The 7363-nt window shown below is 64.4% G+C and carries 7 protein-coding genes; 4 read left to right on the forward strand and 3 right to left on the reverse strand.

Annotated features, from left to right (window positions below; all coding sequences use genetic code 11):
* Positions 1–707: 30S ribosomal protein S2 (gene rpsB, locus DM995_RS01955; protein ID WP_116968323.1), on the reverse strand; the 707-nt coding region annotated here is incomplete at its 3' end.
* Between the two features lie 346 nt (positions 708–1053).
* Here rpsB and DM995_RS01960 point away from each other — a divergent pair.
* Positions 1054–1329: a hypothetical protein gene (locus tag DM995_RS01960; RefSeq protein ID WP_116968324.1), complete on the forward strand. Its 276-nt coding sequence runs from the start codon at positions 1054–1056 to the stop codon at positions 1327–1329.
* Here DM995_RS01960 and DM995_RS01965 read toward each other — a convergent pair.
* Complete coding sequence (locus DM995_RS01965; RefSeq protein WP_116968325.1) at positions 1298–2119, reverse strand: CDP-alcohol phosphatidyltransferase family protein; 822 nt, start codon at positions 2117–2119, stop codon at positions 1298–1300. The two genes, DM995_RS01960 and DM995_RS01965, sit on opposite strands and share 32 nt — an antisense overlap.
* 49 nt (positions 2120–2168) lie before the next feature.
* Positions 2169–2903, reverse strand: a complete 735-nt coding sequence (locus tag DM995_RS01970; protein WP_023836936.1) for a phosphatidylserine decarboxylase — start codon at positions 2901–2903, stop codon at positions 2169–2171.
* Positions 2904–3114: 211 nt separating this feature from the next.
* Here DM995_RS01970 and DM995_RS01975 point away from each other — a divergent pair, with 211 nt between their 5' ends.
* The 3 genes from DM995_RS01975 to DM995_RS01985 form a co-directional block, all read left to right on the forward strand.
* Positions 3115–4335 (forward strand): NADP-dependent isocitrate dehydrogenase, encoded by a 1221-nt coding sequence (locus DM995_RS01975; RefSeq protein ID WP_023836935.1) that lies wholly within the window; start codon positions 3115–3117, stop codon positions 4333–4335.
* A 7-nt stretch (positions 4336–4342) separates the two neighbouring features.
* Positions 4343–5977 carry a bifunctional GNAT family N-acetyltransferase/carbon-nitrogen hydrolase family protein gene (locus tag DM995_RS01980; RefSeq protein ID WP_116968326.1) on the forward strand — a complete coding sequence of 545 codons (1635 nt, stop codon included), beginning with the start codon at positions 4343–4345 and terminating at the stop codon, positions 5975–5977.
* A 61-nt stretch (positions 5978–6038) separates the two neighbouring features.
* Positions 6039–7363, forward strand: a 1325-nt coding sequence (locus DM995_RS01985) for a cation:proton antiporter domain-containing protein (RefSeq protein ID WP_116968327.1), incomplete at its 3' end; no start/stop codon positions are given.

A 7363-nucleotide genomic window follows, 5' to 3' on the forward strand; every position in this document is an offset into this window, starting at 1 on the left:
TCGGCGCCCGAAGCCACGGCAGCGCCGGTGCGGCCCTTGGTGGCAGCAGCGGCGACCGCGTCGCAATAGAGGCGCACGGCGCGTGCGGCGTCGTCATTGGCCGGGACGGGGAAGGCGATGCCTTGCGGATCGACGTTCGAATCGAGGATCGCGATCACCGGGATGCCCAGGACATTGGCTTCCTTGATGGCGAGGTCTTCCTTGTTCGCGTCGATCACGAACATCACGTCGGGGATGCCGCCCATGTCGCGGATGCCGCCGAGCGACAGCTCGAGCTTGTCGCGCTCGCGGGTCAGCTGGAGGACTTCCTTCTTGGTGAAGCCCGAGGTGTCGCCGGCGAGCTGCTCTTCGAGCATCTTGAGGCGCTTGATCGAGCCCGAGATGGTCTTCCAGTTGGTGAGCATGCCGCCCAGCCAGCGGTGGTTGACGAAATGCTGGCCGCTGGCGCGGGCGGCTTCGGCGATCGGGGCCTGGGCCTGGCGCTTGGTGCCGACGAACAGCACCTTGCCGCCGGCCTGGACGGTGGCCGAGACGAACTCGAGCGCGCGTGCGAACAGCGGCACGGTCTGCGACAGGTCAAGGATGTGGATGCCGTTGCGCGCGCCGAAGATGTACGGCTTCATGCGCGGGTTCCAGCGGTGGGTCTGGTGGCCGAAATGCGCGCCGGCCTCGATCAATTGCTGCATGGTGACGACAGGTGCCGCCATAGATATTTCCTTTCCGGTTATGCCTCTGGAAGACGGGAACCTTGGGGGCCAGACCCTCAAAGGGCGGCCGGGGCACCGGTATGTGTGTCTTCCATGTGGATTGCGTGCGGCACAGCGCCGCCTGCGTGCGGGCCCTTAGGCGATGCCGCGCACGAAATCCAGCCTTAAAATGTGCGACGAACCGAATTTTGGTGTTGACGAGGCGAAACAGAAGTGGAACAAAACACATACAAAGAGGGCCGGGGGCTCCGGATCGTCCCGATATGGAACCAATGGCTGTCCACCGAGTTATCCACAATGTTCCACCGGGCTCCAATCCGGCGGACGCAAGTCAGGATGTAGCGTTATGTTAGCTGTAGCCATTGCCCTGTTCTTCGCCGCCGCCGCCATTGGCGCCGTGCTCGTCATCGCCCAGGCCTTTTCGGGATCGGCAGAGCGCTTCGATGCGCTGTTCGCGGCCTATCGTGCGGCAGACCAGGGGCGTGTGGCCCGAGGGCAGATGCGCGCTGCCATGACCTATGTTCCGGCGACCGCGCCCGATTACAGCCCGCGCAATGTCATTGCCATGCCTGTCCGCGGCGCGCCGCGGGTCAGCCAGCCGGATTGGCGCGCTGCCGCCTGATGTTGGCGTAGGACGCAATGCCGAACGGGATCAGCACCAGATAGACCAGCGAGACCGCGGTCAGCGTGATGAATGGCACGGTGAGCAACGAGGCCGCCGTGATCGCGAAGACCGCGAGCATTTCAAGACGGATGTTCTTGCGCAGTCGCAGCGACGACCAGCTGAAGGTCGCGACGTTGGATATCATCAGGAACGCAATCAGCAATATCCACGGGCCCACCAGGCTATAGTGGCGGAACACGTCCAGCCCGGTCTCGATCCAGAGATACAGCGGAAGCATGGCCAGGCCCGCGCCAGCGGGGGCGGGAATGCCCGTGAGATATCCTGCCGACTTGTGCGGCTGATCCTCCAGATCGATCTGCGCGTTGAAGCGCGCGAGCCGCAACGCACAACAGACCGCGAGCGCAAGCGCGATCAGCCAGCCGAACCGGGGCAGTTCGTTGAGCGACCAGAGGAACAGGACCAGCGCGGGCGACACGCCAAAGGCGATCGAATCCGCCAGTGAGTCCAGTTCGGCACCGAAACGGCTCTGCGCCTTGAGCATCCGGGCCACGCGGCCATCGATGCCGTCGAGCACCCCCGCCAGCACGATCGCGCCAGCGGCCAGCGGCCATTGGTCCTGCAATGCGAAGCGAATGCCCGTCAGGCCACAGCACAATGCGCTGGCAGTGATCGCATTGGGCACCATGGCGCGCAGCGTCAGCCCTTCGCGCAGCCGGAACCGGCGTCCGGCAAGATAGCGGATCGGCCCGCGGCGTCCGCGCCGCTCCATCGGATCGCGCTCGCTCATGCGGTGATGCTCCTCGAAGGACTGGAAGCCGGGGCAGGGGACGGGGCCATCAGTGCGCGATCCCTTCGCGCACCGGCGCGTCGCCGACAATGCCGAGCACCGTTTCGCCCGCGACGATGCGCTGGCCCTTGACCACATTGGGTGCGGTGCCGCGCGGAAGGTAGACGTCCACCCGGCTGCCGAAACGGATCAGCCCGACGCGCTGGCCGACCGCGACAAAATCGCCTTCCTTGACGAACGGCACAATCCGCCGCGCCACCAGGCCGGCAATCTGGGTGAAGCCGATGCGCAGCCCATCGCTGCGTTCGACCATCACATGCTGGCGCTCGTTCTCGTCGCTCGCCTTGTCGAGATCGGCATTGAGGAACTTGCCCGAGATATAGACAATGCGCCTGATGGTGCCGCCGATCGGCGCGCGATTGATATGGACGTCGAAGACGCTCATGAAGATCGACACGCGCCAAAGCGGATCGGGGCCCAGTCCGTCCTGGTCGGCCAGTTCGATCGGCGGGGCAACCTCCTGGATCAGCGTGACGAGGCCATCGGCCGGCGCGATGACGAAGCGCTCGTCGAGCGGCGTGACGCGCGCGGGATCGCGGAAAAAGGCGAGGATCCACAAGGTCAGCCCGCCCATCGGCCAAGCCAGCGTTTCCCAGGCCATCAGCGCGAAGATGAGCGTGATGCCCGCTGCGATAACGGCGAATTTGCGACCTTCGGGATGCACCGGAGGCAGGCTCCAGTTCGCCAGGCCCTTGCCTCGGTTATCCAGTAATTCTTGCGACATGCAGGCCCTCTTAGGGACAGTCTGGGGGTGTGACAACGGCCAATGGCCCCATAATGCGGTGAATGCTGCGCCGCGGCATAAACTTGCTAGTGATTTGCAATACTGAAAGTGCGACGGTTGCGCTGATCCGCAAGGTTGAAACCTCGCCCGACTTTGCTAAGAGCGTCCCAGATTTCCCGATTCCTCCCTAGCAAGAAGGCGCAAAATCCGCATGGCAAAGATCAAGGTGGCCAAGCCCGTCGTCGAAATCGACGGCGACGAAATGACCCGCATCATCTGGGAGTGGATCCGCGAACGCCTGATCCTGCCCTATCTGGACATCGACCTGAAATATTACGACCTGTCGATCCAGAAGCGCGACGAGACCAACGACAAGATCACCGTCGATGCGTCGAATGCGATCCGCGAGCATGGCGTCGGCGTCAAGTGCGCCACCATTACGCCCGACGAGGCGCGCGTCGAGGAATTCAACCTCAAGAAGATGTGGAAGTCGCCCAACGGCACCATCCGCAACATCCTGGGCGGCGTGGTGTTCCGCGAACCGATCGTGATCTCGAACATCCCGCGGCTGGTGCCCGGCTGGACCGACCCGATCGTCGTCGGCCGTCACGCCTTCGGCGACCAGTACAAGGCGACCGATTTTCGCGTGCCCGGCCCCGGCAAGCTGCGCCTGGTGTTCGAGGGCGAGGACGGCACCACGATCGACGAGGAAGTCTTCCAGTTCCCCTCGTCGGGCGTCGCGATGGCGATGTACAATCTCGATGACTCGATCGCCGATTTCGCGCGCGCATCGATGAACTACGGCCTCGATCGCGGCTGGCCGACCTATTTGTCGACCAAGAACACGATCATGAAGGCCTATGACGGCCGCTTCAAGGATATCTTCGAGGAGATCTACGAGAAGGAATTCAAGGCCAAGTTCGAAGCCGCTGGCATCACCTATCAGCATCGCCTGATCGACGACATGGTGGCATCGGCGCTGAAATGGTCGGGCAAGTTCGTCTGGGCGTGCAAGAACTATGACGGCGACGTGCAGTCGGACACCGTCGCGCAGGGCTTCGGCTCGCTCGGCCTGATGACATCGGTGCTGATGACCCCCGATGGCAAGACCGTCGAGGCCGAAGCCGCGCACGGCACTGTCACGCGGCACTATCGCATGCACGAACAGGGCAAGGCGACCTCGACCAACCCGATCGCCTCGATCTTCGCCTGGACCCGCGGCCTGATCTATCGCGGCCGCTTCGACGAGACGCCCGAAGTGGTGCGCTTTGCCGAGACGCTGGAACGCGTCTGCATCGAAACCGTTGAGCAGGGATCGATGACCAAGGACCTCGCCATCCTGATCGGGCCCGACCAGGCCTGGATGACCACCGAGCAGTTCTTCGAGGCGATCCGGGTGAACCTGGAAAAGGAAATGGGCAGCTGGGCATGAGGGGTTGATGGCGCAGCGCAGCAGCAAGGCACGGCTCGAGGTCAGGCAGGCCCGCAGGGGCGATATTCCCGGAATATCGGCGCTGGTCGAGCGAGCCTATCCCAGCCTGCCGCCGTACAAGTTCGGCGAGCTGCGCGGCCAGATCAACAATTTCCCTGAAGGACAGTTCGTCGCCATCCTTGACGGCGAGATCGTCGGCTATTGCGCCTCGTCGCGCGTGACCGAGGCGATGGCCTTCGGTCCGCACGACTGGGAAGAGATCAGCGGCAATGGCTTCGGCACGCGTCATGTGCCCACCGGCGAATGGCTTTACGGCTATGAAATGTGCGTCGACCCCGCGCAGCGAGGAGTGCGCATCGGCAAGCGGCTCTACGAGGCACGCCGGGCGCTCGCCGAGCAGCTCGAGCTCAACGGTATCGTCTTTTCCGGGCGGATCCCCGGCTATGACCGCGCCAAGCGCACCAAGAAGGCCGAGAGCCCCGAGGACTATCTCTCCAAGGTGATCGACGGCAAGCTGCGCGATCCGGTGATCGGTTTCCAGATCGCCAACGGCTTCACCCCGGTCGGCATCCTCAAGCGCTATCTGCCCGAGGACCGCCAGTCGCGCGGCCATGCGGCGCACATGGTCTGGCGCAACCCCTATGTGAATGCGGACGAGCCGCCCAAGCATCGCGTGCCGCGCGGCGTGGAGAGCGTCCGGCTCGCCACGGTGCAATTCCAGGCGCGCGCGGTGGCGAATTTCGAGGAGTTCGTCCGCAACGTCGAATATTTCGTCGATGTGGCAGCGGATTACCGGGCGGACTTCGTCCTGTTTCCCGAAATGTTCACCATGTCGCTGCTCTCTTTCGCCAAGAAGAAGATGGGGCCGCAGGAGGCGATCGAGGCGCTGAGCGAGTTCACCCCGCGCATCCGCGAAGAGCTGACGCGCATGGCGATGGAATATAATATCAACATCATCGGCGGGTCACACCCGACCCGCGCCGATGATGGCGACATCCAGAATATCGCGTTGGTCGCCTTGCGCGACGGATCGATTCACGCGCAGGAAAAGATCCATCCCACGCCCAACGAGCGCTACTGGTGGAAGATCAAGGGCGGCGACAGCATCGACGCGATCCAGACCGATTGCGGGCCGATCGGCGTGCTGATCTGCTATGACAGCGAGTTTCCCGAACTGGCGCGGCGTCTGGCGGACGAAGGCGCGCGGATCATCTTCGTTCCCTTCTGCACCGACAGCCGTGAGGCCTATATGCGCGTGCGCTATTGCTGCCAGGCGCGCGCGATCGAGAACCAGTGCTATGTGGTGATGTCGGGCAATGTCGGCAATCTGCCCGATGTCGAGAACATGGACATTCAATATGCGCAAAGCTGCATCCTCACGCCGTGCGACCTGCCGTTCGCGCGCGATGGAATCGCGGCGGAGGCGAGCGAGAATGTCGAGACGCTGACGATCAGCGACGTCAATCTCGACGACCTCAGCTGGGCGCGGCACGAAGGCACGGTGCGCAACCTGGGCGACCGTCGCTACGACCTCTATCATATCGAATGGGACCGCGCCGTCGGACGCGGCAATGCCGCCGCCAGGCGCGAACGCGCGCGTCAGGCGGCGCCCGCCGGGCCGCAGGGTGGCGGGGGCGGCTGATCGCTCGCATCAGAATGATTTATGGCTGACATGCTGTCCTTTATCCGCCATGAATTGATCCATGCATACGCCCTTTGAGAATCCGGTCTTCAGCGACGCCCTGGTGATCCTGGGGGCGGCGGGCATCGTCATCCCGGCCTTTGCGCGGCTCAAGATCAACCCGGTCATCGGCTTCATCCTGGTCGGCATGCTGGTCGGCCCGTCGGGCCTGGGCTCGATCGTCGATCAGTTCCCCTGGCTCTATCACATCACCATCACCGACCGCGAGGCGATCGATCCGTTCGCCGAATTCGGCATCGTGATGCTGCTGTTCACCATCGGGCTCGAGCTGTCGTTCAAGCGTCTATGGGCAATGCGCGTCCAGGTGTTCGGGCTGGGTTCAGCACAGCTTCTCGCCTCGGGGTTGGTGATCGGCTTTGCGCTCAACCTGATCGGCCAGCCGCTCGCCGGCGCGCTCGGCCTCGGCATGGCGCTCGCATTGTCCTCGACCGCGCTGGTGCTGCCGATGGTCGGCACGACCGGGCCGGTGGGTCGGTCGGCGCTGGCCATGCTGATCTTCGAGGACCTGGCGCTGGTGCCGATCATCTTCGCGCTGGGTGCGCTCGCGCCGCGCGCCGAGGCGGCCGGGCTGGACGGGCTGGTCGAGACGCTCTGGCTCGGCGGTCTGACGATCGTCATCATGCTGCTCGCGGGGCGCTATCTGCTGCCCTATCTGTTCGCGCAGGCGGCCAGGACCAAGAGCCCCGAGTTGTTTCTCGCTGCGTGCCTGCTCGTCGTCATCACCGCCTCGGTCGCGACGGCGGCGGCGGGGCTGTCGCCGATCGTCGGCGCGCTGATCGCGGGCGTCATGATCGCGGAAACCGAATATGGCGGCGAGGTCGAGATCATCACCGCGCCGTTCAAGGGGCTGGCGCTCGGCGTGTTCCTGATCACCGTCGGCATGTCGGTCGACTTGCGCGTGGTCGCGGCCAACTGGCAGTCGCTGGCGATCGCGGTGGTCGGCGTGTGCCTGATCAAGGCGGTGGTGACCGGCGGATTGCTGCGGCTGGTCGGCGCGCGGCGCGGGGTCGCGGCGGAGACCGGCGTGCTGATGGCGAGCCCTGCCGAAACCACGCTGATCGTGCTGGCGGCCGCGGTGCAGGCGCAACTCATCCAGTCGAGCACGGCGCAATTCTGGCAGATCGTGACCGCGATCGGCCTGACGATCACGCCGCTGCTCGCCAAGCTCGGTCATGTCATCGCGACCCGGATCGACATGCGCGCCAGCGAGAGCGCCGCGCCCGACGAGGAATCGGCGGGTGCGGGCAGGGTGGTGCTGTTCGGCTATGGCCGGGTGGGCGAGATCGTCTCGGACATGCTCGCCAAGCACAACCAGCCCTATGTCGC

Source organism: Blastomonas sp. UPD001, from assembly GCF_003426715.1.
Taxonomy (GTDB): domain Bacteria; phylum Pseudomonadota; class Alphaproteobacteria; order Sphingomonadales; family Sphingomonadaceae; genus Blastomonas.

Coding starts and splice junctions, on each gene's coding strand:
- DM995_RS01970 (WP_023836936.1), bottom strand. CDS start 2,903: ATGTCGCAAGAATTACTGGATAACCGAGGCAAGGGCCTGGCGAACTGG.
- DM995_RS01965 (WP_116968325.1), bottom strand. CDS start 2,119: ATGAGCGAGCGCGATCCGATGGAGCGGCGCGGACGCCGCGGGCCGATC.
- DM995_RS01960 (WP_116968324.1), top strand. CDS start 1,054: ATGTTAGCTGTAGCCATTGCCCTGTTCTTCGCCGCCGCCGCCATTGGC.
- DM995_RS01980 (WP_116968326.1), top strand. CDS start 4,343: ATGGCGCAGCGCAGCAGCAAGGCACGGCTCGAGGTCAGGCAGGCCCGC.
- DM995_RS01975 (WP_023836935.1), top strand. CDS start 3,115: ATGGCAAAGATCAAGGTGGCCAAGCCCGTCGTCGAAATCGACGGCGAC.